Source organism: Blastopirellula sp. J2-11, assembly GCF_024584705.1.
Classification (GTDB): Bacteria; Planctomycetota; Planctomycetia; order Pirellulales; family Pirellulaceae; genus Blastopirellula.
Genome location: NZ_CP097384.1, coordinates 1,843,822 through 1,867,811 on the forward strand (window position 1 = coordinate 1,843,822; position 23,990 = coordinate 1,867,811).

Sequence of the window (23,990 nt, forward strand, 5' to 3'; positions counted from 1 at the left end):
CATTTTCAGAGCTCCTTTTCGCGGATCACCGCGGCGCCTGTGCTTTGAGGGCGGTAGCGGATAAAATGGGGGTTTTCGCCGAAGCCGCCAAAGCCGTTATGCCTGAAAACCCCGCTGAATCTGACAATCCTGCCCCTCTGCGGCTCGAACGTCTGCACAAAGTCTTGGCTTTTGCCGGCATCGACAGCCGCCGCAAGTGCGAAGCGCTGATCCAAGAAGGCCGGGTCGAAGTCGACGGCAAATTCGTGACCGAACTCGGCATGAAGGTCGATCCCGAACATCAGGAGATCCTGGTCGATGGGCAACGGCTGAAGTTTGGTAAGCGTATCTACTACATGCTGAACAAGCCGCCTGGCGTGCTTAGCACCAATTTTGATCCGGCGGGGCGAACCCGCGTGATCGATATGGTGCCGCAAGATGTCCGGCTGTTCACGATCGGGCGATTGGATCGCGCCAGTGAAGGGCTGATTGTCGTCACCAATGACGGCGAATTGGCGAACCGCTTGGCCCATCCCCGCTACGAAATCGAAAAGACCTATCGCGTTGAGGTCGCCGGCCATCCCGAGCCTGACGCGATTAAGTTTGTGCGCCGCGGCGTTCATCTGGCCGAAGGCTTTGTCCAGCCGGTCAGCGTGGTGATGAAACGGAAAAACAAGCAAAGTACGACGCTGGAAGTGATTCTGGACGAAGGGAAGAATCGCGAGATTCGCCGTTTGATGGCGAAGATCGGGCACAAGGTGCTTCGCCTAAAACGTATCGCGATGGGGCCGTTGCGTTTGGGAGAAATGCCCGAAGGTGCGTTCCGCGAACTGAAAAGCGCCGAGACCAAGGCGCTGCGCGATGCGGCGTTCGGCGTTGGCGCCGGCAGACCGAAAAAACCGAAACCTCGGAAATCATCGACTTCAGGCGAGCAAGACCGTCCGATTTTCCCCGAGACGAAGACCATCGCGAAGGGACGCGCCGGTGCGAAGCCAACCGGGACCGGCGCCAAGAGCCGACCTGCAGGCAAACCAACTCGAAAATCGACCGGGACAGGAAAACCAACAGGTTCTGCTTCGAAAGATCGGTCGTTTGACTCCGTTCCCCAGAAGCGGACCTACGGCAAAACGATCGGCGGCGACTCCCCATCACGATCGTTCGACAAGAAGTCGGGACCGCCTGCGAAGGGCCGCTCGATCGATAAATCGGCAGGCCGTCCAACCAAGAGCCGCGGTTTTTCAGAGTCCTTTGGCTCCCATGATGACGACGACGATGACGAAGGTCGTCCGATCTCCGAGTTGGGTTGGTCATCTGGAAAAGGCGGCGGTTCAGGGAAGAAAAACGCATCTCGAGCCGGCGGCGCCCCCAAGAAGAAGTTCGCCAAAAAGGGAACCGGCTTCAAGGGAGCTCCAAAAAAGGGAGCTCCAAAAAAGGGAGGACCCAAAAAAGGAGGCCCCAAGAAGGGCGCTCCCAAAAAGAAGAAGTCGACCTTTGGTCAGGCTGCGGCCGAAACCGAACGGGGCGGTCGGAAGAGCAAACGCGGCGGCACGCGCACGAAGTACGTGAAGAATCCTGACGATAAGAAAAAGACATTCACCAAGAAAAAGACGAAACGCCGCAAGTGAACGAGAACTGCAATCCGCTGCATGCCGCGTACTACGCCGACCAGGCCGTTCAGCTGACGGTGGAAGTGGTCGAAAACGTCCAGTTGGCGCGTGATACGTATCGAGTTCGTTTCGCGTGTCCAAGCTTGGCGGCCAGTATCACGCCGGGGCAGTTTGTCATGCTGCGTCTGGCCGACATGCAAGATCCGCTGCTCGGTCGACCCTTGGCGATGTACGACGTCTATTGTGACGCCAGCGGCGCGGCGGTCGGTATCGATGTCGTGTATCTCGTGCATGGCAAGCTGACGAGCAAGTTGGCGCGCTGCGCGCCTGGTCAACGTCTGGAAGTCTGGGGCCCGCTGGGGAACGGATTTCCGGGGCAACAAGTCGATCATCTGATCATGGTCGCCGGCGGCATCGGACAAACGCCGTTTGTAGCGCTCGGCAAAGAATATCTCGGTCGCCAAGCGTACGGAGATCCGCCGCGACAGAACGTCTCGGCCGGCAAAGTCACGATGTGCTACGGAGCTCGCTCAGCCGATTACTTGGCCGGAGTCGAAGACTTTCGCGCGTGCGGCGTCGATGTCAAAATCAGCACCGACGACGGATCGGCAGGGCATCACGGCCTGGTGACCGATCTGCTCCATGCGGCGTTAGATGAGTCAACATCCGGCGTCCAGATCGCTTGCTGCGGACCCGAGCGGATGATGGAATCGGTCGCCACGATCGCCGCACAGCGCAACGTGCCGTGCTGGGTTTCTCTCGAAACGCCGATGGCTTGCGGCATCGGCATCTGCTTTACCTGCGTCGCTAAGGTCCGCCAGGACGACGGCAGTTGGGACTACAAACGAACCTGCGTTGAAGGTCCGATCTTCGCTGCCGAAAAGATTGACTGGGAATAGTCCGAGTCGCTTTCGACGCTTAAGACAACGCTGCGATCAGGCGGTCAACGTCGTCCGCATTCGTATAGCCGTGGGGGCTAATTCGAAGCCGTCCACTTCGCACGCTGAGCCCGACCTGGGCGTCCACACATCGTTTACGCAACTGATGCGGGTCTTGTCCAGGGAACTCAAACGAGATGATGCCCGACCTATTGTCGCCGTCTCGATCGGAGTAAATCGACGCGCCGATCGACTGCAATCGCTCGCAAGCCAGATCGCCGATTTCCAGCACGCGATCTGCAACGGCTGATTGCTGTGGTCCGGCGCCAAGTTCCATCAATAGCCCTAAGCTGCTTCCCAGCGCCATGTAGCCGACCATGTTTTTCGATCCTCCTTCGAAGCGACGTGCGGTGTCGCTGAAGTTCAGATCGATCCGATCATAGTCGTAAGGCTTGGCCATGCTGGTAGGCCCGACAAACAGCGGGCGCAATTTGTCGAAGTGCTCGCAGCGAATGTAAAACATGCCGGCGCCTTCGGGGGTCAGCAGCCATTTTTGGCTGGTCGAAGCGAGAAAATCGACGCCTGTCGCTTTGACATCAAAAGGGAAAACGCCTAATCCTTGGATCACGTCGACAAACAGCAGGGCGCCTTTGCTGTGGACAAGTTCGGTTAGTTTGGCGATATCGAGTCGAAACCCGGTCGAATAGCTGACCCAGCTGACGGCGACGATCTTGGTGGTTGAATCAATCTTGGCGGCGATCTGGTCCAGCGTTGGACCAGGTCCAGTCACTTCGACCTGGCGAACTTCGACACCGATACTTTTTAGATGCATCCATGCGTATAAATTGGCCGGAAACTCGTTACTGAGGACGACGACGCTGTCTCCTGGTTTCCACGCATATCCGCCGGCGACAAGCGAAACGCCGTGCGTTGTATTGGGGAGCAGCGCGATCTCTTCGACGTCGGCGTTGACCAGCGAAGCGATCTTCCCCCGCGTCTTTTCGACCGTCGCCGCCCACTCGGGCCAATGCAGATTTCCTCCGGCAGCGGCCTGGTCCACAAACTGCTTGATCAACGCAGCGGTTCGCCGAGGGAGGGGAGAAACCGACGAGTGATCAAAGTAAGCCCATTGGGGTACAATGGTCATCTCTTGACGAAACTGGTCCCAGAGAGAGGGGGCGCTCATGACTGCAGTGTTCCAAAAGCTTGCGAGAGAAATAGTTACGGCGTACTATAAGGATCTCTTCGCCGGTTGCAAAACCCCCGGCCGTCATCAATAATCCTCGTTTCTCCTCTTCCACGATGTCGGTGTTTTCTCCGCAAGTTGTTGCGAGAAAGGACTTTTCCCACGCCCAGGGTGACATCTGGCGGAGGCGAGTTATACTACACCGTCTGGGAGATCTGGGAAAACTTCACCAGGTTTGTGCAGGGGCCAAACAGGAGTCGCCGCATGCCGAAAGCGCTAACAATCACGGGAATGGCCATTTCCATTCTCATATTCTTGGTGTTTGCGCTCGATTTGGCGATAGGGGTTCCCTTCAAAGGGGTCAGTACGACGATGGATGTCGCCTTCGTCGTCGGATCAGCCATCGTCGCATTTCTCGCATTTACGACGTTTCGAGAACTGAAATAGTTCGTGACCAGCTTGCTACGCGGCTTTGGCCGTCGCTTGCTCGAGCTGGCTGGCGCAAGCCGCTAGCGTTTCGACCGATCCCCCCTGATCTCTAAATCGCGCCGCGAATTCGATGGCGCGAGTCGCCTGATCGGCCGCCCAAACGCCTGAATTGGCGACAGTTTCGCCGCAAATTCGCATAATCTGCATCGGACCCGGTTTGGCGAAATCAAAGCGTTGGGGAAGCCATTGGGTCAGTCGCGATAGTAGCTTTGGCGCTTGAATGCTCGGCTCAAATAGCGCCAGTCCATGTTGTTGCGACATTCCCTGCAGCACGCCGCCGCTGCTGCGAATCGCCAAAACGCCGGCAGACCGCAAAGCACTGGCTTGCCGCTGATGCAGAGGGGAATGCGTGAACACCGAGCGAACCGAGTGCCCTGCCAGGCGGCGAACTTCCTTAATCAATCCTTGCCCCCCCCATTGTCGCCAATCACTGGAGGGCTGCATCAACAGGGCTGTTTCGTGCTGCGGTTGGGTCGCAATCCAATTCGCCAGTTGGCCATAGCCGGGGCGTGACAGCCCAAATGTCGCAGGCAGCTGATGTTCGGCCAGCTGGTCGATCAACGTCCGGGCGGCGTCATGGAGACGTCGATGCTGGGCCAGTTGAAGCGAGGGAGCAGAGAGTTGGAGGTCGATCGTAATTACCAGACGGTTGGTTAACATACCCCCAAGTCGCATAGGATTCTCCCGTCATAAGTTGCAGAATGGACCTGTTTTCTGGATCGGTCGTAAGGATTTTGCGGGTGAAGGATTTGGCCGGATCTCGTCTCAGGCAGGGAAGGCGGTTTGATGGAATTAGGAAAACCTTGCCGGCACGCGCCCAGAAATGAACTATCGGGTCACTCTCTGCGACGAAGGAAAGAGATAGCCGTAAGCTGCGGGATGAGCCACAATAAAGGACAGGAAAGTTCCGCCGCTTTCCGGAGGAAAGCCGATGACCGAAAATTTGAATCGCCGAACCGCACTTCGCTGGATCGCTGCAGGGCTTCCCCTAGCGGCTGGAGTTGCCGGAAATTCGTCACTCGCCGCTGCTGACAACGTGCTGCGTACCAATTGGCTCACGTCGACCCGTAAAGGGCTCGACTGGGTCGCACGCACCCAAACTCGGATGGGACATTGGGCCAGTCAGGCCTATCCAACCGCAATGGCGGCGCTGGCCGGCACAGCGCTGATCTCCTCCGGTTCGACGACGACGCAAGGGCCGTACGCTAAGAACATTCGCCGCGTCACTGACTTCATCTACAGTAAACGGCGTGACAACGGTTTGATCGGCGATCCGTTGACCGACAATCGTTACACCTACGGGCACGGCTTTTCGATGCTCTTCCTCTCGCAAGTTCTCGGCGAAGAAGAAGACGAAGATCGACGCGAAGAGCTGATCAACACGTTGACCAAAGCGGTCGAGTTTACCGTCGCCGCGCAGACCACCTCGGGCGGTTGGGGCTACGTCAGTGCGAAAGATGGCAATGATTTCGACGAAGGCTCGACAACCATCACGCAAGTGCAAGGCCTACGCGGTTGTCGCAACGCCGGGATTGTCGTTCCGTCAGAAGTGGTCGAACGAGCCAAGCAATACATCTACGGCTGCCAGAATCCGGACGGCGGCATTTCGTACAGCTCCAAAAATCGGGGCACTTCGCGACCGGCGATCACGGCCGCTTCGATTTGTTGCTTGCAGAATGCCGGCGAGTATGGCGGCGACGTCGTCGATAAGATGATTGCATACTGCAAAGACAACCTGCACCAGATTCAGACGCAGCAGCAAGCGTTCAGCCACTGGCACTACACTTATCTGTACTACGCTCAAGTTGTCTATCGCGAAGGCTTTCGTGATCGCGAATTTTGGGAAACGTTCCGCGATCGGCTTTATTCCGAGATTGTCCGCAAGCAGCGTAATGACGGCGCTTGGGATGATTCGACCGTCGGTCCGATCTACGTCACATCCTGCAACTTGATCATGATGCAGCTTGACTACGGGTTCCTGCCGATCTATCAGCGCTAGTCGTTGATCGCGTCGTCGCGGTAAGTTAGTTCTCGCTAACGTGCTGTTTCAGCACCTCGATGATCCCTTCCATCGTAAAGAGCGTCGCCTCGACGACCGGTTCGACTTCCAATTCGCGTAGTGCATCCGATGTGATCGGGCTGATGCTGACAAACTTGGTTTGCTGCGTTCGATTTCCCAATAAACGAACGGTCGCTCTGGCGATCGCGCTGCTGGTGACGATCACATAGTCGATCGGCTGATCGTCCCAGGCCTCGATAATCTCTGGCGAAAGCGTCGTGCAATCGTCGCTTTGGTAGACGACGATCTCGGTGACTTCCCCGCCGGCGGCGGTTAGACCTGTTGGCAGTACGTCTCGACCACGACTAGCCCGCGGCAGTAGGAAGCGTTGCTCGTTGGCTGCGGATTGGAGCGATGCGACCAGCGATTCGGCCCGATATTCGGCCGGGATCACATCGGCGTTGAGATGATATTCGGCCAGCATGTCGGCGGTGCCAGAGCCGATCGCCGCTATCTGCAGATGGCCGACGGCACGCAGATCATCTCCCAACGCGAAGAGCCGATCCAGAAAATAACGGACGCCGTTGGCGCTCGAAAAAACGAGCCATTCAAAATCGTGCAAACGACGGATCGCGTCGTCGACCGGCGTCCAATCGTGGGGCGGTGAAATCTGAATCGCCGGTTGCAAATAAACGTCGGCGCCGAGTTCGGCCAGCGTGTGCGCCAGATCTTCGGCTTGATGTTCAGGACGCGTAATCAAGATGCGTTGGCCAAACAGCGGACGCTGTTGGAACCAGTTGTCGGCCGAGGCTTCGCGCGCGACTTCTCCCACAACCACGATCACCGGGGGGCGAATCTTAGAGCCGGAGTGGAGATGGTCGGCGATTTCGCCCAGCGTGCACTGAAAGGTTTCTTGATCGGGCCAACTGCAGCGACGAATGATGGCGCAGGGAGTATCCGTCGACTTTCCGCCTGCGATCAGTCCCGCTGACCAGGCAGGCGCCGAAGTGACGCCCATGTACATCACGAGCGTTCCGGGGAATTGGGCCAGCGCGGCGTAGTCGATCGCGTCGTCCGATTTGCCCGGCTTCTCTCTGCCGGTAACCAGCGCGACTGCCGAAGCGAAACGGGAGTCGGTCACGGGAACTCCGGCACAAGCGCCGGCCGCGAGCGCCGTGGTCACGCCGGGGACGATTTCAAACGGAATGTCGTTTTGCTTCAGCGCGTCGATTTCGTCCGCCGCGCGGGCAAAGATGGTTGGGTCGCCGCTTTTCAGGCGGACCACCTGAAGTCCCGCTTGGGCCGCGTCGACCATCGCCTGATTGATCTCTTGCTGCGACCAGAGCTTTCCTTGCCCGTGTCTACCCAGGCAATGCCGCTGAGCGTCGCTGCGGACATGCCGCAGCAGGGAGGGGTTGGCGAGATAGTCGTAAAGCACCACATCGGCGTCGGCCAATAGCTCGACGCCGCGAAGGGTGATCAAGCCGGCGTCGCCTGGCCCAGCGCCGACGAGAGAGACTTTACCGCGGGAATGGGAAGGTATTTTCGGCATTCCGATTTCAAAGGGCTAAGGTTGGCGAATCCCTATCGATTGAACCCCTTCAGGGCAAGTTTCACAAGACGCCAACATCTTGTTTGCCAAGAACTTGGCACGACTGACTTGGTCCGGCTAGAATAAGGTTTCGTCGCGGTTACGATGACGGTGGACCAGTTTTTCTTCTGAAGTGGACAATTAGCGACGTGGACGGGCAGAACGCGATAGCCGATTCAGCGGCCTACGAAATTACTCCGGCCAAGCGGAAACGCTTGCAGTCGATTTTCGACCATGCAACCGGCATGATGAAACAGCCGAAGTACGACTTTGACTACGCTCATAGTTTGCTGGGCGAATGCGTCAAATCGGATCCGGCGAACTTAATCTACGCCGAGAAGATGCTGGAGAATTTGGAACGAAAATTCAAAGGCAAAAAGCCCTCGGGGCTCTTCTCGGCATTTTCTGGTCGCGGCGTCAAAAAGGCGTTGGCGGCCAAAAATTGGACCGACGTGATCGCTCAGGGAGTCGACATGTTGAAATCGAATCCGTGGGATTCGTCAGCCCTAATCGGCATGGTCGACGCTTGTGCCGAGCTTCGTTGTCACGAAGTCGGTCTGCTGTTCATGCGAAATGCGACCGCCGGTTCGCCGAACGATATCGACGTTCGCCGCCATTGTGCTCGCTATCTCGGCCGCGTCGGACAATTTGACCAAGCGATCGCCGTCTGGCATTTTGTCAACGAAAAGACTCGCGGCGATGACGAAGCGAACAAGATGATTTCGCAGCTGACGCTCGATAAAGAGCGGATGCGTCAGGGTTTGCCGACCATCACCAATAAGATTGACGTGCGTCCGGGCGAAAAAATACGGCCTCGCCCGAAGTCGAACCAGGAAGAGGTGAAGGCCGAAAAGCCGAAGGTTGCGATTCAGCTGAACGAAAAGCAGATTCTCGATCGGGTGATTTTGGACAACCCTGAGAAAATCGAGAACTACTTGAAGCTGGCCGATTTGTGGCAACTCGACGACAAATACCACGAAGCGGAACTGGTCATGAGAAAAGCCCAGTCCGCCATCGGGCAGTCGATGGAGATTGTCTGCAAACTGGAAGATATCCGGATTGGGCGAGCCCGACATCGATACGAAGTTGCCGAAAAGCAGTACGATGTCGAAAAAAAGGCCGAAAGCCGCAAGCTTGCGGACGATTTGAAGGACGAACTGAACCGGACCGAGCTCGAAATCTACCAACGCCGGGCTGAGCGGCGCCCAGACGACAAAAAACAGCTTTATGAGTATGGATTGCGGCTTAAACGAGCGGGAAACTTCGAAGAAGCGATCGAGACCTTCGACCAGGTGATCGAAGGGGACGAGAAACTGCTGGCGATCGCCAATTTGGGAAAAGGGGAGTGTCTGCAGGCAAAAAAGAAGTATCACACGGCGATGGAGTGCTTCGAAGAAGCCCTAAGTTACAGTGACTCCTTGAGTTCCGACCGACAAAAGCAGCTTCTTTACCGCGCCGGAGTGCTGGCGATGGGGCTAAGTGAGCTAGGGGACGCCAAAGCGTACTTTAAGCGACTGAAAAAAATGGATCCCAGCTACCGCGACGTCGGTTCAAGGCTAGACAAGGTCCGAAAAATGTTGCAAGATAAGTAGCTTCGCATTGAGAACACATTGTTCGCGGTAAGATAGCGGCCTCCTTCACCTACGAAATTAGGGCCGCCCGCTAGGGAAATCAGGATCCATGCCCAATACCAAGAGCGCCAAGAAACGCCTCCGTCAAAACGAAGTTCGCCGTGCCCGCAATAAGGCCGTCAAGTCGGCCCTGCGAAATCAGGTCCGAAAGGTCCGCACTGCGATCACTGCCGGTGATGCTGCCGTCATCGATACGGAAATGAAGGGCGCCGTGAAGCGTCTCGACAAAGCCGCCGCCGCTGGCATCATTCACGCCAACGCCGCCGCACGTCTGAAGTCGCGTCTGAACGCCGCCGCCAAGGCTGCGAAAGCCGCCCAAGCCTAATTTCCGTTACCAACCGATGGCTGCTCCTTATAGGGGGGCTGACGATCCGCGGGAATGGCGAATTATTGAACCGACCGTCTCTGTACGGTCGGTTTTTTTTGGCGGGCTACTGTTCGCGTTGGGCGAGTGCTCTGTCTTGTAATGGAGCACTGGTCATGGCCTCCGCATGCGAAGGTGAAAATCCGCTCTTTGCGCCTTGCTGTTTATTCCGCACCAAGAATCTACAGATTTCCGCTCACCCTTGCGATTGCCGCTTTCTTGCGGCGTAGGGGAGATCGAATCAACGTGAGCGAAAAAGCTGCATCAAGTTGGCCGTTATCGGCGGCGACAGACCAGCTCGGGAGTTGCCGCCGAGGCGCTGAAGGTCATCAATCCGATCACCGCGATTCGCGCGACGGCGATGTTGCTGGAGCAGACCGGCTAGACTGCCGCTGGTAAAAAGGTGTTGGACGCGATCCAAGTGGTCACCGGGACCAAGCTGAAGAGCATGGCAAAAGCCTGAACCAATCCACGAGCCTGTTTCATCTGAAACAGGCTCGTGCTACAACCGGGGCGCCTCATCACTCTTTCCCACAGAGGTCCCCTCATGACGCTTTCTACACTATTTGATCTTTCGGGCCGGACTGCTCTAGTCACCGGCGGCAGCAAAGGAATTGGCAAAGCGATCGCACGCGGTTTAGCGGAAGCCGGCGCCAACGTCTGCATTACGGCTCGCCATCCACAGGAGTTGGAAGCGGCCGCCCAGGAGATCGGCGTCGGACTTGATGTTCGCGTTGACTGGCGAATTTGCGATATGGCTGACCGCGCAGCGGTCGACGCGTTGGCCGATTGGGTATTGGAAGAGTTTGGCCGGGTCGACATTTTGTTTAACAACGCCGGCACCAATCAGCCGCAGTTGCTGATCGAGACGACTGACGAAAGTTGGGATCGCGTACTGGAGATTAACTTCACCAGTTGCATGCGATTGGCTCGCAAACTGGCGCCAGGGATGATTGAGCATGGCTGGGGGCGAATCATTCATCTTTCCAGCGTGTTGGCGGTCGTTTCCAATCCTGGCCGGGGAAACTATTCGGGAACGAAAGGGGCGCTAAGTGCAATGACGCGCGCCCATGCGCTCGAACTGGGGCCGCATGGAATCACGGTCAATTGCCTGGCGCCGGGACCGATTGCGACTGATCTGCCGATGAGCCTGCTCAATGACGAACAAAAGCAGCGATTCGCCGAGCGGACGGCGGTATTACGGTGGGGCGAAACGAAAGATCTCGTCGGTCCCGCTTTACTTTTGGCCAGCGATGCGGGAGCGTATATAACTGGAACAACACTCCTCGTCGAAGGCGGAATGATCTGCCGCACGTTTGATTAAGAATCGACGACTTCACCGGGATGTTCGCTTTCTCTTCATAGAGAGCTGATATAAACAACCGTTTGTGCACGATAGACAACAGGGCTAAAGCTATGGAACTGCATGTCGTTTCTCATGACGGGGACGTCGTTCAGGTGGCCGTTTCCGGACGTGTTACTCAAGATGGTTCGATGCGCGAGACGGAACCGATCTCCGCTTTGATCGGCTTAGACGCCTACCAACGAACCGTGTTGCTGAACATGCAAGAAGCCGACATCATCGATTCCAGCGGAGTTGGTTGGCTGCTAACGTGCCATAAGCGATTCAACGAAGCCCATGGCAAATTGATCATGTTCAACATGCCCCAAATAGTCGCTAATGTCTTTAAGCTAATGCGGTTGGACAGTTTCTTTCACATTGTCGCCAACGGCGAAGCAGCGATGCGGATGGCCAAAGGAGAAAACCGTGACTGAGACGCTTGCCCCTGATTTCGTCAAAATTGATTTAGCCACTATTGAGCCCGATATCGCGGTCAAGTTGCTGATTCACCAAGCAGCGCAGATGCAAGCGAGCGACTTGTTCGTGTTGGCTTGTGACGGCGTTGTGCAAGTTGCCGTTCGACAGTGGGGACGGATGAAGAAAATCCGTGACGTTCCGGCCGACCAGGGACGATCATGGATCAGCTATCTCAAAGCGATGAGCAGCATGGACATCGCGGAACGTCGTCGACCGCAGGATGGTCGTTGGATTTTTGACGATCAAGGGCGCCAACTCGATTTGCGGCTCAGTTTGCTGCCGACTTTGTACGGCGAAGATTTAACAGTCCGATTGCTCGATCGCAACTCCAGTTTGCTCTCGGTTGACCAGCTAGGGCTGAACCGTCACGATCGCCAGGGGATCATGTCGATGATCCAGGCGAACGCCGGATTGATCTTGGTGACCGGTCCAACCGGCACCGGCAAGACGACAACCCTGTACGCTTGTCTTCAATTCCTGAACGACGGCAAGCGCAAAATCAACACGCTGGAAGATCCCGTCGAGTTTTCGCTTGCCGGCATCCGGCAGTCGCAAGTCCATCCGAAGATTGGTCTCGATTTTTCCGAATTGTTGCGCAGCGTCATTCGTCAGCAGCCCGACGTGATCATGATCGGCGAGATTCGTGATCCGGAAACAGCGGCGACTGCCGTTCGTGCGGCCAATAGCGGTCATCTGGTGCTCGCGACGCTACATGCTCCGGTCGCTGCCGCTGCGGTGCAAAGTATGTTGTCGCTTGACGTGAACCCGCACTTTCTGGCGAGCGGCTTGCGCGGCGTATTGTCGCAGCGGCTGGTGCGAGTTCTTGATGAGAAAACGCGAATTCCCTATGAGCTAGGGCCTGGAGGCGCCGCGGCGACCTTTGGCGATGTGCAAGAGTTAATTGAGCCCGGCGATGGAGAAGTCTTTTATGGACCGGATCCGTCTGCTCCGAACGAAGGCTACTCGGGCCGTACCGCGATTTTTGAATTGATGGAAGTGACCGGCGATATTCGCCGTGCAATTTCCGACAAGTTGCCGGCCCATGAGTTGGAATCGATTGCAATTCGTCATGGGATGCTCGATTTCCGTCGCGCCGCATTGATGAAGGTCGCCCAAGGGGTGACCAGCATGGAAGAAGTCTTCAAGAATGTGCCGACCGAATATTTGGGTCTGGAAGACGCATAACCGCTTGCGTCTTCTAGGACACGGCGGCTCAATTGCCCGAAATGAAACGATCGGTCCGTTGACGCATGCGTCGTTCCGCTTCGCGAAACTCGGCCGCCGCTGTCTGCACTGGTTGCGGCAAGCGGTAGAGGTCATCGGCGGGCCAACGCGTCAGATCGCTCGGGTCTAGCTTCGGCCCGCTCGTCGTTCGGCCATGTCGGACCAGCGAAACCAATTGATCGACCGGAGAGTTGCGAGTCGCTTTCTCAATCGAATCTCGATACTGATAGGTAACGGCGCGGAGCGAACGTTCGCTGGCGACGTAGTTCTCGGCCGCTTGTTTCGCGGCGGCGTCGATATCCAAGTAAAGCGCCACACGAAACGCCTGGCGAGCGAATGAGCGGCGATTGTCAAGCGGCGACAGCGTCGAAGATTCTTCTCCCAGCGCATCGCAGTGGACGCTCGCGAGTCCCCGATTCCAATCATGCGGAGCGCGGAAGATGCAAGTAAATTCTTTGGCGCCTTCCAATGTCGTTTGCCGTGCTGGCTTTAGTTTGAAGTAAACGCCGGCGCCGCGATGAATGGTTCCGCTGGCCGCGATCAGTTCGACCGGCGAACGGAGTTCGTACTTGGTCGTCGTCGAATTTTTGCGACTTGCGCCGCCGCTGATATTGCCGCTGACGACGCCGTCGTATTTTCCGTTCAGGTTGGCTCCGAGGGTCGCGTCGGTCTCTTTCTTTTGTTCGATTTGCAGACCGCCGGTCAGCGTGTTCTCCAGCGTCGTCCGAGGAGAGTAGTCGACGACGGTGATCCGCGGATCGTTGCTTTCGATCCGAATGACGAACTGCAGCAAGTCGTTCTCGGCCTCATAGGCGACCAGCGACGAGACGACGAATTTCGCTTCGATTAACCGTTCGTCCCCGACATAGTCATCGGGCGTGACGTCGCGGCAAGGAATGCGATAACCGACGTCAAAATTGACCGGGGCTGCGGTTGCTAGCGCCGCCGAAGATAGCGTCGCCAGCGTGAATAGTAAGCCGAACGAGATCGAGCGGAACGAAAAATTCGCCAACATCCTTGCCTCCTGCGGAAAGCGATTTGCTACCGTGCCTAGGGCGGATTGCTTGGCTGCGATTCCATGCAGCGGGCGGCTGACGTTCAGCCGCGGATCTGGTTCACCTCATCATTGAGAGTCAAAGCGTCGCCGAGTGATTCCGGTTGCAATGGTAAGCGACATCGATCTGGCGGCAACGGGCGATCGTGCGGATCACGCAATTCGTGGCAAAAGATATTGGTGCTAGCCGATGGAAACCTGGTCAAACGATTCGATGCCGGGATGTCCATTTCCGTTTTCGATTGGCGCGTTGCCGACGCGATAGCAAAGTCCGGTCTGCATACCGGCTTCGCGCGCCGCGTCCAGTTCGCCGACGATATCGCTGAGAAAGAGGATCTCGCCGGCGTCGCAACCATAGTCGCCAGCGATGGCGCGATAGCTGTCGGCTGCTTTCTTGGGGCCGGTCGTCGTGTCGTAATGACCACGAAACGACGATAGCAGATCGCCGTGATTGGTGTGCCCAAAGAACATCTTCTGGGCGGCGACGCTGCCGGAAGAATAGATCCGGACATCTTTGTCAGCGTCGTTCCAGCGGGCCAGGGCAGGGGGGACGTCGTCAAAGACGGCGGCGACCAGTTCGCCCGAGTCGAAGCCGGACTTCCAGATCAAGCCTTGCAACTGCTTGAGCCCGGTCGCTTTGACGTCGTTATCCATCAGACGCGTCATTTCGGCGCTGACGCGCTGTCGCTTGTCTTGTTCGGTAGCGTCGGCTTGCGTCCATTGGGCGAACGATTCTGCGCCGGCATCTTGGGCGATATATTCGAGCACCGGGGCCAGCGCAGGCGTATTCCACGCCGATTGCAAATAGGCGTCCAGTTCGCGCCGCACAAACGGAAACATCACGTCGTAGACGAAGGCGACGCTGGCGGTCGTCCCTTCGATATCCAACAGCAAGCCGCGACCCGAAAAATTGATCACGGTTTCACCACCGGATCAAGATCGTCGGCCTTGGCGATATAGTCTGGACCCCAGCAGAGCGGCGAGTAGTTCTCGTGCACTCCTTGATCCATGTAATGGGGCGTCCAGCCGCTTGCGTCTTCAAACAGCCGGATGCAGCGGATCGTCTGCTCGTCGCAGAGGGTGAACCAATGCTTCATGTTGGCCGGTACGTTGATCAGGTCGCCGGATTCGACCAAGACCGAGAAGACCGGGCCTGTGGGCGGATGAATGTGAAAGACCCCTTGGCCTTTGACCGTGAAGCGAACTTCGTCTTCGCTGTGCGTATGTTCTTTGTCGAACTTCGCCAACAGCGCGTCTAGATTGGGCGTCTCTGGATTGACGTTGATCACATCGGCCGTGACGTAGCCGCCTTTGGCTTTTAGGCGTTCAATTTCCGGCGCGTAGGCGGTCAGGATTTCTTCGTTGGTCGCATCAACGCCGATCCGTCCTTCGACTTCCCACTTTTCGTACCAGATGCCGTACGGCGCCAAGTATTCACGAATCGCGTCGGTCTCTTGGATGCGACGGTTCTCGTCGTGGATGGTTATGCTCGCCATGGGGAGATCTCTCCGAATATCGCTGCAAAATTGACAGGTTAAACGGCCGAAGCGGCGCTGCGAAGTTCGCCGCACAGCAGCATGCGACGGACCAAGGTTTCAAACAGAAACTCGTATATCTCGATATGACGTCGGGCCTCGGCGACATCGGCGCCCCAGGTATAAAGCCCGTGACGACGAATCAAATAGCCATGAATAGGCGGTTGCGACTGGTCGCTTAGCCGCGCGGCGACTTGCTCCGCCAAAACCGGAATGTCTTGCGTGTTGTCGAAGACCGGCACCCATTCGGCATGCTCGTGCGTTTTGACGCCGGAGAGACCTTTGAGCATCTCGTATCCTTCGATCGCAAATCCCCCTTCGTCGAAGAAGTAGTCCGACAGCAAGGTTCCCCAGATCGAATGCGTATGCAAGATCGAGCCCACGCCGGGCTGACCGGCGGCGACGACGTGCAACAGCGTTTCGGCCGAGGACTTCGGCTGGTCGGTAGTCGCGGCGCCTTCGATGTCGACTTGATGACCCTGGTCGTTGACGCGGACAAAGTCGGCGCGCGTCAGGCGTCCTTTGTCCATGCCGCTGGCGGTCAGCAGCAATTGCAGCGGATCGTGCTTGAGCACGACGCTATAGTTGCTGCTGGTTCCAACCGACCAACCGCGTTGAAAGAAGTACGTGCCGGTTTCGCGAAGCGCATCAATTTCCGCTTCTTTGCCGGCCAATGCTGAATGGGGCAAACCATGCGGAGCGCCGCCGAGGGAGACGTTTTCCATAAATCTTCGTTACAGGATCTGGGGGTGCGTAAAACGCCAGTCTAACACGATTTACGGCGACGGCAACCGATCGAAACTCTAGCTATGCATCCGGGGATTCTCGTCCCCTACGGCGATAATCTCCGCTTCCGCCGCGGCCAGTTCTTCCAGACGACGCATCACGGTCGCATCGTCTGCATATTGTTTGGCCAAGCGAACATAGGCCGAGTGGTGTCGCGCTTCGGACTCAAACAGCTGATCGTAAAAGTTCGCCAGACGCGGGTCTTCGAGCCGTTCGCGCAAAATGCCAAACCGTTCGCAGCTGCGGGCCTCGATCAGACCGGCGACTAGCAAGCGGTCGACCGCACGTTCGGGCTCGTTCTTGCGAACCAACGCGTGCAATTTCTCCCCATATTTGCTCGGTTTGATCCGGCAGAAACGGACTCCCCGCTCGTGGAGCAACTCCAGCACCAGGTGAAAGTGCTCTAGCTCTTCGTTGACGATCTCGGTCATCGCGCGGCAGAGATCTTCGTTCTCGACATAGGCGAAGATCATGTTCATCGCGACGCCGGCCGCTTTTTTTTCGCAGTGGGCGTGATCGATCAGCAGCAGATCGAGATTCTCGGTGACCTGAGTCAGCCAACTTTCGGAACTTGTCGATTGAAGATGCAGCACGGATCGGTTCACGCCGAGTGGGAAAAGGGGAAATCGCCAATGTAGGCGCGCTATGCGGTTGGCTCAAGGTGATGAGCGCACGAAAAACGCCTTGACCACGGGTCAAGGCGTTTCGCATTTTATTTCACGGCGCTTGCTTAGAAGCCGACGCCAATCGAGAAGTTGCGGCCGTTCAGGAACACGCCGCCGCCGCCGCCGCGATAGTAACTACGGCCATAGTAGCTGGGGTACGGCGAGTAGGCCCGCGTGTAAACTCGCGGAGCTGCGTAAACCGGATAGCGGTGTCCGCCGACGTGGTAGTCAATGTGGCCGCGGTGATAGTCATAGTGGCCCGGGGCGCCGTAATGGCCATGTCCATGCCCGCCGCCATGATAGTGCGGGCCACGAGCCATTGCGGACGAAGCGCCAAACGACAAACCAACGGCGGCTGTAACTGCGAGTGCGAGAAGGATGCGTCTCATTTTCTCATCTCCGACTTAGGGGGAATCGGCGAGCTTCGTTCGCGCAACTGCGCGGGATTGCTCGCTTCGGTTTTGTATTTCAATCAGCATCGCTATCTGTTGGTTGCCGGCCGATGCTGTTGAGTGACATTAATGCAAGCAGCGTGCCAGAATTCTGGAGACGGGCTGCAAGTCCCTATTTGGTAGCAACTTACGGAGATATGGATTGTGGCGAGAATAGAAACGCTGACAACATGTTGTCGAGTTGATAACGCAATTCTCAAAATGAGCCAGTGAGGAACTTGCGTTTTGCTTGACCGTCAGTCAGCACGACTCCTTTCGCTTCGCCCAATCTGGGGGCCTACCGTTTTCGCTTTTTGGCCTTTCCCTGTTTTCGTTCGGGCTTGCCAAAGTTCTTCTTCTTCGGCGCTGGCTTCCCCGACTGATACGAAAAGTCATCGCTGGCAGTTCGTCCAGAAGTCGGACGACGTCGACTATTATCAGCCGCATGCCCTGCGGCGCGGGCCTCTTGTTCGATCAGGCGGAAATCAAGTTCTCGTTTTTCGAGATCGACCCGCGCGATCGAAACTTTCAGCACATCGCCCAGGCGAAACGCATTGCCGTCACGATTGCCGACCAGCGAGTGAGTCGTGCGATCATAGTGATAGTAGTCGTCCTGCAGCGCGTCGATATGAATCAACCCGTCGGCGGGCAGCTCTAACCCTTGGACGAACAAGCCAAACGATTCGACGCCGGTGATGACCGCTTCCATCTCCATGCCGATCTTTTCGCTCAGGTGATTGAGCAGCTTGATCTTCACCAGATCTCGTTCGGCGCTGGCGGCTCGCTGTTCTCGTTGCGAGCAATGTTCTCCCTCGGCCATCATCGCATCGTAGTCTTGCACCGGTTTCTTGCCGGTCGCCAGATCGTTGTACATCCGATGGATGGTCAGGTCAGGATAACGACGAATCGGCGAAGTGAAGTGACAGTAGCATTCGCTGGCCAAAGCGTAGTGCCCGATCTCTTCTGGGCTGTAAACCGCTTTTTTCATGCTGCGCAGCGTCGCGTAGTTGACCGCCGCTTGCTCTGGCAAGCCTTTGACCTTGTCGAGGGCGCGAATGATCTCGAAGCGGCTTTGCAAGCTGTCGCATTCGATCCCGACATCGCGGACGAACTCGGTCAAAGCTTCCAGCTTGCGGGGATCGGGCGAATCGTGGACGCGTCGCAGGAAGAAGAGTTCTTGGTTGTGCAGCTTATCAGCGACCGCCTCGTTGGCGGCCAGCATAAACTCTTCGATGATCTGATGGCTCTCGGTGTTCTTTTCGACATGTGCGCCGGTCACTGCGCCGTCTTTGTCGAGATCAAGTTTTAATTCCGGCATCGATAGTTCGATCGAGCCTCGTTGGAAACGGCGCTCGCGGAGCGTCATCGCCAGCTCATGCATGTCGCCCACCAACTGATGGACCGGCGGCGTCAGCTTTTCTTTCCACGCATCGCGATCGGCGAGATACTCGTCGACTTCTTCGTAGGTAAAGCGGCGGACGCTGCGAATGGCGCTGTTGAAGACTTCGGTATGAACTCGCGTCCCATCCGGGGTGAATTCGATCTTGGCTGTTTTCGCGTAGCGAATCTTGTTCGGCTGCAAGCTGGCCAGGTTGTTTGAGATCACCTCCGGCAGCATCGGAATCACTTTGTCAGGCAAATAGATGCTGGTCGCCCGATTGCGGGCCTCGGCATCCAGCGCCGAACCTTCCGGCACAAAGTGAGCGACGTCGGCGATATGCACGCCGAGGAGCCAGTGTCCGTTTTCGAGCTTGGTCAAGCTGATCGCGTCGTCAAAGTCGCGCGCGTCGAAAGGATCGATCGTGATGATCGTCTCGCCGGTTTCGTCCCGGCGATCCTCACCGATCGACTCATCAAATGCGTCGGCCATTTCTCGAGCGACGTCGAGAGCCGCTTCAGGAAACTCTTGCGGCAAGTCGTACTCGCGCATCACCGAGAGTAAGTCGACGCCGGGCGCTCCGCGCGCTCCAAGGACTTCGACAATCACGCCTTCGCCATCATGAAAGTGCGACGGGAAGCGGACGATTTCGATCACGACCTTGTCGTCCAATCGGGCGCCTTTGACGCCGGGATCGCCTACCGAGATCGGCTGCGTAAAGACGTTTCCGTCAACTTGCACCAGGGCTTGGCCGTGCGCTTCGTTGTATGTGCCGACAAAGCGATGCGTCTCACGTTCGACGATTTCGATCACTTCGCCGCAGAGCTTCGATTCGCCGTTCATTCCGCGAGTGCGGAACATCCGAATCCGGACGGTGTCGCCGTTGGCGGCGTCGGAAGTACGTTTTGCCGGGACATAGATGTCCGCGGTTCGCTCCGCCGATTTGGGCGTTCCGAGCGGGCGGACAAAGCCAAAGCCTTTGGCGGTCCGATGAAAACCGCCGACGATCGTTTGGGCGGCTTTGGCGTTTTCGGCATTTACTCGCTTGATCAGATGGCTCGCGCCGTAAGCGATGTGCCCTTTTTTAAGAAGTCGCTTGATTGCTCGCTTGAGCGTCTTGAGGTCTTCTTCCGCCAGATTGAGTTGTTTGGCGATGACTTTCGGTTTGACCGGTTGGTAAGTCGACCGTTGAATGTGGGCTAGGAGCAATTGCTCCAGCTGTTCCAGTTCCATGAATCTCCGTTCTTGAGAAATATTTATTGGGTCTCAACCCGCCTGAAGCGTCGGGGCTCGGCGACCTTGCCGAAGAATTGGCCCGATGCCAGCTTCTATGGGGGAAACCACTCTGCCTTCAATATATCAGATTTCGGCTCGTTCGCCTAAGCGATCAGCCGTAATGGCGTCAAGTTTTAACTTAAGTAGGTAGGACACGCGGTCGAAACCGATTGTTCGCCAAAATCGCCATGGGGCCCGGTTCTGTCGCACGAATCGCCATTCGTTCTTCGCCGCGAAATCTTGACAACTTGTTGGCGAAATAGTTACCATAAGGGGTGAAGAGATGGTGATTACTCTCCCATTTCTTCCCCTGCCGCCCGCTCATCGGTCATCTCGCTTTTGGAGTCGCTTCGTGCGGCTTGCGATGTGTGATCGATTTCCCGCCTATTAGTCAGCACTTGAGATGCCTGCGATCCTTCCTACCTCCTGCGCGCTCACTCAACGCCTTTTTGGGGCGTCGCTGGGAATGTTCGCCGTTTTGCTCATCGCCAATAACGCGTGGGCGGAGCAGCCCCATGGCGCCATGATCTTCAAAAAATTGTGCGTCGACTGCCACGGCGAGCAAGGAGAAGGAGTCGCCGGCGCCGCCGAAAACGCGCTGCGCGGAACCAAATCAATCGCCGAACTAACGATGGCGATCGAAGAGACCATGCCGGAGGATGATCCGGAGTCTTGCACCGGCGAAGACGCAAAGGCGGTCGCCCAGTTTATTCATCAGAAATTCTACGCTCCGCATGCGCGAGAGACTTCTCCTTCGCGGATCGAACTATCGCATTTGACGGTCGATCAGTACGACAACACCGTCGCCGATTTGATCGCGAGCTTTCGCTGGGTCCCCGACCCAAAAGAAACGCGAGGGCTGAAGACCGAGATTTATAAGAAGCGGAACTACCAGGATCGCGCGCTCGAACGAATCGATTCCAAAATCGACTACGACTTTGGCGCGGGGACTCCGGATGAGAAAGTCACCAACGCAGAACAATTTTCACTCCGCTGGCAAGGGATGGTCCTGGCCGAAGAGACCGGCGATTACGAGTTCATTCTCACCACGCAGATTGGCGCGCGGCTGTACGTCAACAACGATCGGACGCCGCTGATCGATCAATGGGTCGCGTCACGGGGAGAGCCGAAGGTGTTCAAAGCTTCGATTCGTCTGCTCGGAGGGCGTCCTTATCGCTTGAAGCTGGAGGTCTACAAATTCAAAGATGACGCTGCGTCGGTAGGTCTCGAGTGGAAGCCGCCGCGCAAAGCGCGCGATTTTCTGACGGCTCGCAATCTGTCGCCTGAGTTCGCTCCCGAGTTGTTCATTTCGTCCGCCAGTTTTCCGCCGGATGACGCCGTGTCTGGCTATGAGCGCGGCGTCTCGGTCTCGAAAGCTTGGGACGAAGCGACGACCAACGGCGCATTGGAAGCGGCCGGCTATGTTGTCGAACATCTCGACGAATTGGCGAAGACGAAGCACGACGCCGACGATCGACGTCAAAAGGTGATCGAGTTTTGCGGCAAGTTTGTCGAGCGGGCGTTCCGTCGTCCGTTGAGCGACGAAGATCGCGTTTTCTTTGTCGGTGAGCAATTCACCGACGAGATGGCGCTTGAAACGTCGGTCAAACGCTGCGTCTTGTTGGCGCTCAAATCTCCCCGCTTCCTGTACACGAATCTAGAAAACTCGCCTCCGGATCGCTATGACGTCGTGTCGCGATTGTCGTATGCGTTATGGGATACGATGCCAAGCGAACATTTGTTTCGCGCGGCGAAAGAAGGGTGGATCGCCAAGCCGGAGCAAGTGCGCAGCGAAGCCGAAAAAATGCTGAAAGATCCGCGCGCTAAAACCAAACTGCACAGCTTCTTTCATCACTGGCTGCAACTGAATGAGAAAGAAGGAATTGTCAAAGACTCCAACGTCTTCCCCGAGTTCAGCGAGCAGGTCGCATCGGATTTGCGGACATCGCTCGACTTGTTTGTGGATGACATCGTCTGGAGCGACTCGTCTGACTATCGCCAATTACTGCTCGGCGATCGTTTGTTCGTCAATGAGCGTCTGGCCAAATTGTATGACGTTCCGTATGACGGCGGCGACAAATTTCAGCCTATTTCGTTTCAGCCCGAGCATCGGGCAGGCGTCGTGACGCATCCCTATATGCTGTCGATGCTGGCGTATAACGAGTTCACGTCGCCGATTCATCGCGGAGTGTTTGTGACGCGGCATCTGCTGGGGCGTTCGCTCGCAGCGCCTCCTCAGGCGACCGAGTTCAAAGATGGCGACTTTCATGCGGGCATGACGATGCGAGAAAAAGTTTCGGTCCTGACCGAACCGGCCGCGTGTCAAGGATGCCATCAAATCATCAATCCGCTCGGTTTCAGCTTGGAGCATTTCGATGCGATCGGGCGTTATCGTCAATCGGAAGGGGACCGTCCGGTCGATGCGACCTCCGAATTTGCCACGGCGATAGGTGAGACGATAAAATTAGAAGGTGCGCGCGATTTGGCCAAACACATTGTCGAGAGCCGCTCTGCGCATGGCGCCTTTGTCGATCAGCTGTTTCATCATTGCGTCAAACATCCGATCAACGCCTATGGCTTAACGACACGGGACGAATTGGTCACGTCGTTCGAGCAATCGAATTACAATATACGCAAGTTGCTTGTATCGATCGCCATGGTCGCCGCGATGCACACGCCTAACGAAGGGAACGCAGAACATGTCGCGTCTAACTAGACGAGAGTTCGTTCGCAATTTGGGAATCTCGTCAGCCGCATTGCCGCTGTTGATGAATTTGCCCAGTCTAGGCATGGCCGCGAGTCCTGATCGGCGCAAGCAACGCATGATCGTGATGTTCAGCCCGAACGGGATTATTCCAGACGCCTATTGGCCCGATAAGGTTGGCGAGGATTTCGCGCTGAAAGAAATCATGGCGCCGCTCGAGCCTTACAAGAGCAAGACCCTGGTCATGAAGGGGGTTTGCGATCGCGTCCGCGGCGACGGCGACAGTCACATGCGCGGCATGAGCTGCCTGCTGACCGGCATCGAACTCTTCCCCGGCAACATCCAAGGGGGATCGCATACGCCTGCCGGTTGGTCGCGCGGTTTGTCGATCGACCAAGAACTGAAAGAGTATTTGCAAGCGCAAGAGGCGACCCGCACCCGTTTCGGATCGCTGGAGTTTGGCGTGAATGTTCCGGATCGGGCCGATCCCTGGACCCGCATGGTTTACGCCGGGCCGAACAACCCAGTGGCGCCGATCGACGATCCATATCGCATGTTCCAGAAGCTGTATGGTCAAGTCAAAGATCGCGAAAGTTTGCAAAGCGTGCTTGATAAGGTCCGCATCGATCTAAAGCGTGTCGAACGATACGTCAGCAGCGAAGACAAGCAGCGTTTAGAAGAACATGCGACCTTTGTGCGACAAATGGAGCAAGAGCTAAAATCGGCAGGCGAAGAAAAGCTGGCCTTGGAAGCTCCGATTCAAGAGCCCGGCGTACAATTGAAGAATGACAACATGCCGACGATCAGCAAGATGCAGATGGACTTGTTGGTCAACAGCCTGGCGAACGACGCCGCGCGGGTCGCGACATTGCAGTACACCAACTCGGTCGGACAAGCGCGGATGAACTGGATCGGCGTTGACGACACGCATCACGAACTGTCGCACAAGCCCGACAATGATGAAGACGCCAAGCAAAAGTTGATCAAGATCAACGTCTGGTTCTGCGAGCAACTTGCTTATCTGGTCAAAAAGCTGGACGAAACTCCGGAGCCTGGCGGAGACGGCACGCTGCTCGACAACACGACCGTGATTTGGACCAACGAGTTGGGAAAAGGGAACTCCCACACGTTGGACGACGTGCCGCTCGTGTTGGTCGGCGGAGGACTTGGGTTCCGGATGGGACGCTCGCTCCAATTCGATCGACAGCCCCACAATCGCCTCTGGATTTCGTGCGCTCAAGCGATGGGACATCAGGTCGAGACCTTCGGCAATCCCGACTTCTGCGGCGACGGAGCTTTGCCCGATTTGACGTAAGACGTGACCTCGACAATCCGCGAGATGCAAAGCCGCATGGATCCCATGCGGCTTTTTTGCGCCGTTTGCGGATTGCTCGG

General features: G+C 56.8%; 21 protein-coding genes. 11 read left to right on the top strand and 10 right to left on the bottom strand.

Annotated elements, in window-relative coordinates; translation table 11 throughout:
* Positions 1–98: 98 nt before the first annotated feature.
* Both M4951_RS07615 and M4951_RS07620 read left to right on the top strand, forming a co-directional pair.
* Positions 99–1,604 (top strand): pseudouridine synthase, encoded by a 1,506-nt coding sequence (locus tag M4951_RS07615; protein WP_262025885.1) that lies wholly within the window; start codon positions 99–101, stop codon positions 1,602–1,604.
* Positions 1,601–2,485, top strand: a complete 885-nt coding sequence (locus M4951_RS07620; protein WP_262025886.1) for a dihydroorotate dehydrogenase electron transfer subunit — start codon at positions 1,601–1,603, stop codon at positions 2,483–2,485. The genes M4951_RS07615 and M4951_RS07620 overlap by 4 nt, the downstream gene beginning before the upstream one ends.
* Before the next feature lie 19 nt (positions 2,486–2,504).
* On the opposite strand, the gene M4951_RS07625 is transcribed toward M4951_RS07620, so the two are convergent.
* The gene (locus tag M4951_RS07625; protein WP_262025887.1) at positions 2,505–3,650 is read right to left on the bottom strand and encodes an aminotransferase class V-fold PLP-dependent enzyme; all 1,146 of its coding nucleotides are present in this window, start codon (positions 3,648–3,650) and stop codon (positions 2,505–2,507) included.
* Between the two features lie 264 nt (positions 3,651–3,914).
* On the opposite strand from M4951_RS07625, the gene M4951_RS07630 reads away from it, so the two are divergent.
* Entirely contained in the window at positions 3,915–4,097 is a 183-nt protein-coding gene (locus tag M4951_RS07630) for a hypothetical protein (protein WP_262025888.1), read from the top strand.
* Between the two features lie 15 nt (positions 4,098–4,112).
* On the opposite strand, the gene M4951_RS07635 is transcribed toward M4951_RS07630, so the two are convergent.
* Positions 4,113–4,814, bottom strand: coding sequence for a hypothetical protein (locus M4951_RS07635; RefSeq protein ID WP_262025889.1), 702 nt, complete (start codon positions 4,812–4,814; stop codon positions 4,113–4,115).
* 256 nt (positions 4,815–5,070) lie between these two features.
* Between M4951_RS07635 and M4951_RS07640 the strand changes: the two genes are divergently transcribed.
* Positions 5,071–6,138 (top strand): prenyltransferase/squalene oxidase repeat-containing protein, encoded by a 1,068-nt coding sequence (locus M4951_RS07640; RefSeq protein WP_262025890.1) that lies wholly within the window; start codon positions 5,071–5,073, stop codon positions 6,136–6,138.
* A gap of 25 nt (positions 6,139–6,163) precedes the next feature.
* On the opposite strand, the gene cobA is transcribed toward M4951_RS07640, so the two are convergent.
* Positions 6,164–7,690 (bottom strand): uroporphyrinogen-III C-methyltransferase, encoded by a 1,527-nt coding sequence (gene cobA / locus M4951_RS07645; protein WP_262025891.1) that lies wholly within the window; start codon positions 7,688–7,690, stop codon positions 6,164–6,166.
* A gap of 188 nt (positions 7,691–7,878) precedes the next feature.
* Here cobA and M4951_RS07650 point away from each other — a divergent pair, with 188 nt between their 5' ends.
* The 5 genes from M4951_RS07650 (at position 7,879) to M4951_RS07670 (ending at position 12,728) form a co-directional block, all read left to right on the top strand.
* Entirely contained in the window at positions 7,879–9,321 is a 1,443-nt protein-coding gene (locus tag M4951_RS07650; RefSeq protein ID WP_262025892.1) for a tetratricopeptide repeat protein, read from the top strand.
* A gap of 88 nt (positions 9,322–9,409) precedes the next feature.
* The gene (rpsT, locus tag M4951_RS07655) at positions 9,410–9,685 is read left to right on the top strand and encodes a 30S ribosomal protein S20 (protein WP_262025893.1); all 276 of its coding nucleotides are present in this window, start codon (positions 9,410–9,412) and stop codon (positions 9,683–9,685) included.
* 586 nt (positions 9,686–10,271) lie between these two features.
* Positions 10,272–11,048 (top strand): SDR family NAD(P)-dependent oxidoreductase, encoded by a 777-nt coding sequence (locus tag M4951_RS07660; RefSeq protein ID WP_262025894.1) that lies wholly within the window; start codon positions 10,272–10,274, stop codon positions 11,046–11,048.
* A 92-nt stretch (positions 11,049–11,140) separates the two neighbouring features.
* On the top strand, positions 11,141–11,500 hold the full coding sequence (locus M4951_RS07665; protein WP_262025895.1) for an STAS domain-containing protein: 360 nt from the start codon (positions 11,141–11,143) through the stop codon (positions 11,498–11,500).
* Complete coding sequence (locus M4951_RS07670) at positions 11,493–12,728, top strand: GspE/PulE family protein (RefSeq protein WP_262025896.1); 1,236 nt, start codon at positions 11,493–11,495, stop codon at positions 12,726–12,728. The genes M4951_RS07665 and M4951_RS07670 overlap by 8 nt, the downstream gene beginning before the upstream one ends.
* Positions 12,729–12,756: 28 nt before the next feature.
* On the opposite strand, the gene M4951_RS07675 is transcribed toward M4951_RS07670, so the two are convergent.
* The 7 genes from M4951_RS07675 to rnr form a co-directional block, all read right to left on the bottom strand.
* Complete coding sequence (locus M4951_RS07675) at positions 12,757–13,782, bottom strand: hypothetical protein (RefSeq protein WP_262025897.1); 1,026 nt, start codon at positions 13,780–13,782, stop codon at positions 12,757–12,759.
* Between the two features lie 222 nt (positions 13,783–14,004).
* Complete coding sequence (gene mtnC, locus M4951_RS07680) at positions 14,005–14,739, bottom strand: acireductone synthase (protein WP_262025898.1); 735 nt, start codon at positions 14,737–14,739, stop codon at positions 14,005–14,007.
* Positions 14,736–15,317, bottom strand: coding sequence for a 1,2-dihydroxy-3-keto-5-methylthiopentene dioxygenase (locus M4951_RS07685; protein WP_262025899.1), 582 nt, complete (start codon positions 15,315–15,317; stop codon positions 14,736–14,738). The genes mtnC and M4951_RS07685 overlap by 4 nt, the downstream gene beginning before the upstream one ends.
* Positions 15,318–15,355: 38 nt before the next feature.
* On the bottom strand, positions 15,356–16,081 hold the full coding sequence (mtnB, locus tag M4951_RS07690) for a methylthioribulose 1-phosphate dehydratase (RefSeq protein ID WP_262025900.1): 726 nt from the start codon (positions 16,079–16,081) through the stop codon (positions 15,356–15,358).
* A 78-nt stretch (positions 16,082–16,159) separates the two neighbouring features.
* Positions 16,160–16,735 carry a tRNA-(ms[2]io[6]A)-hydroxylase gene (locus M4951_RS07695; protein ID WP_262025901.1) on the bottom strand — a complete coding sequence of 192 codons (576 nt, stop codon included), beginning with the start codon at positions 16,733–16,735 and terminating at the stop codon, positions 16,160–16,162.
* Positions 16,736–16,872: 137 nt separating this feature from the next.
* Entirely contained in the window at positions 16,873–17,196 is a 324-nt protein-coding gene (locus M4951_RS07700) for a hypothetical protein (protein ID WP_262025902.1), read from the bottom strand.
* A gap of 340 nt (positions 17,197–17,536) precedes the next feature.
* Entirely contained in the window at positions 17,537–19,849 is a 2,313-nt protein-coding gene (gene rnr / locus M4951_RS07705) for a ribonuclease R (RefSeq protein WP_262025903.1), read from the bottom strand.
* Positions 19,850–20,357: 508 nt separating this feature from the next.
* On the opposite strand from rnr, the gene M4951_RS07710 reads away from it, so the two are divergent.
* Both M4951_RS07710 and M4951_RS07715 read left to right on the top strand, forming a co-directional pair.
* A complete protein-coding gene (locus tag M4951_RS07710) occupies positions 20,358–22,607 on the top strand; it encodes a DUF1592 domain-containing protein (RefSeq protein WP_262025904.1) in 2,250 nt (749 codons plus the stop codon).
* Entirely contained in the window at positions 22,591–23,910 is a 1,320-nt protein-coding gene (locus M4951_RS07715; protein WP_262025905.1) for a DUF1552 domain-containing protein, read from the top strand. Before M4951_RS07710 ends, M4951_RS07715 begins: the two co-directional genes overlap by 17 nt.
* Positions 23,911–23,990 lie beyond the last annotated feature (80 nt).